Here is a 2,589-nt window from a genome sequence, read left to right as displayed (position 1 = left end):
TTGATCAGTTCTTTACCATGCACATCTAAAACCCTTATGGTGATTTCGGTATATGGCCCTTTATCAATCTGAAATCGATCTTGAGTAGGGTTAGGGTAAATCTTAAGGCCATCCAAAACCTCAGTGTTTTCTGAACCAAGAATAAGGTAATTTATACAGATTGAAGTTACTTTACATGTTCCATTACTAATTTCAACGGCATAACTGCCGTTTTCAGCTGGTGTAAAGTTTTGATATGTTGCACCAATTATAGGCGAATTATTATTGTTGCAATCCAACCATTGGTAATTAAAGCCTACAGCATCAGCTATAAGAACGTCCCCATTTTGCGATACATTATCGTTTATACCAGTAATAATCACTTTCTGCGACTGGGTACTACTATTACCATTTTCATCGGTATATTTCCAGATGATTTCCGAAGTACCTTCCGTGGTGATAGGGAAAAGGGTAGTGTCTGTCACTCCAATGATGGTACCTGAACAATTATCTACAGCCTCCGGAGCTTGAGGCATTTCCATTGAACAATCCGCACTTATGGTGGGTAAACTTTCCAAAACAGGCATTGGGGCTTCTTCATCAATTACATTGACTATAAACTCCCGATAATCACTGTCACCACCTTCATCGGTGACAATGATTTTCACTTTAGTTGGACGATCAATAGGGGTTCCTACAGCTGGGGACTGCTCATAAATAAACTCTTCACCACAATTGCTACTGGCATTTACCAAAGCAGAAAAATCTGGCAATGGGATGGGACAATTAATATCATCTAAAAGCACCTGATCATCGGGTTGCTGTAATTCTAATACACAACGTTTATAAAAATAAACAGCACCAGAGTGAAAATCATTGTTATTCTTAAGTGGAGCCCCAACCACAAGGTGATCCCCTGAGATACTTAAGGGAAAACCAAAGTCATCCTGAGAGGTACCGTCAGAGGTAGCTATTCTAGTTATTTCACTATTATCTGACCAATTTTCTGAGCGTTTTTCAAAAACGTATACCGAACTCGACCACTCTCCATTAGCAACACTAACAGCACCCACAGCCACCTTGTTTGCAGAGATACTTAGGGAGCCTCCAAAATTATAATACTGGGTATTTTCAGAGATTTTTAACTTATCGGTTTCCCGCATGTCCGACCAACCTTCTAAAGGTTTTTCAAAATAATAGACAGAGCCCATTTGATATGAATTATGTTTCTCACTGGGAGTTCCCACCATCACCTGGTTACCTGAAATACTAACTGATTTACCAAAATAGGCATCTTCGAAACTTTCAGAAGGCTGCAGTTGGGCTGTTTCATACATATTTGTCCAACCATCATCGGGTTTAACAAAGACATAGGCCAGACCGGTATCTCTTTTCCCGTTATCACTCAATTGGGCCCCAACGACAAGCTGATCCCCTGAAATACTTACTGAACAGCCAAAACCACCAGAAATGCTACCATTGGAAGGAACAAGCTTAGCCGTTTCTTTCATGTCTTGCCAACCTTTTGTAGACTTCTCAAATACATAGACCGATCCGGAATTAGCTCCTCCATTTTCATCCTTGGGTGCACCTACCACCACTTGATCACCCAAAATACTTACTGAAAAGTCAAAGAAATTAGTAGCATAAGGCTTGAAATCAGAAACACTTAACTTGGCGGTTTCACTCATGTCCGACCAACCTCCCGAAGGTTTCTCAAAGACATAGGCCATAGGAAAATCAGTCCAACCCATTACTACAACTTGATCACCTGATATACTCACTGAACAACCAAAATAACGGCTCCAGGAACTATCAGAAGCGGTAAGTCTTGCCAGCTTCTCCCAACTACCTCCATTATACCAAAACAATAATACATATCCACGCTGAATGCCACCAACAACCGCATAATCCCCATCGACAGACACCAGCCGGCCATATTGATCATGGTTATTACTAAAAAAAGGTGGAACTGGTATTTTTTGCTTCTCATTTGTATCAGACCAGCCTTCCAAAGGTTTCTCAAAAACATAAACCGACCCAGAACCGTTGCCCTCACTTTCTTCATAAGGAGCTCCAATTAATATCTGGTCCCCAGAGACTCCTACCGAAGAGCCGAAAAAATCATACCCATTACCATCAGAGGCCCGGAGTATGGCCGTTTCACTCATATTTGACCAACCCTTAGCTGGTTTTTCAAAAACATAGGCTATACCAGTAGGATATCCATTAATATGTCCACCGCTAGAAGCCCCTGCCACAATTTGATCGTCCGATATTCTAACCGAATAACCAAAGATATGGGTTCCGTCAGAAGCAATTACCTTAGCCGTTTCATTTATACCTGACCAACTTCCTGCAGATTTTTCAAATAGGTAGACCGAACCAGAAGAGCTCCCATTAATTTCAGTAACTGGCGCCCCTATTACAATCTGATTGCCTGAAATACTCACTGACCAACCAAACCTATCATTAGCTGCCCCGTCATAAGCGCTTAACTTGGTCGTTTCGCTCATGTCGGTCCATCCCCCATCGGGCTTTTCAAACACATAAACCAAGCCAGTTTTATTATCTTTATATGGAGCCCCTACTACCACCTGATTGCCTGAA

The 2,589-nt window shown here is 41.5% G+C and carries 1 pseudogene; it reads right to left on the bottom strand.

Annotated elements, in window-relative coordinates:
• A pseudogene (locus tag E1171_RS03050) lies at window positions 1-2,589 on the bottom strand (hypothetical protein); the annotation flags it as partial.

This window comes from Xanthovirga aplysinae (genome assembly GCF_009711365.1).
GTDB lineage: Bacteria > Bacteroidota > Bacteroidia > Cytophagales > Cyclobacteriaceae > Xanthovirga > Xanthovirga aplysinae.
The sequence above is the reverse complement of the archived record's forward strand: the minus strand, read 5'-3'. Positions and strand labels throughout refer to the sequence as shown.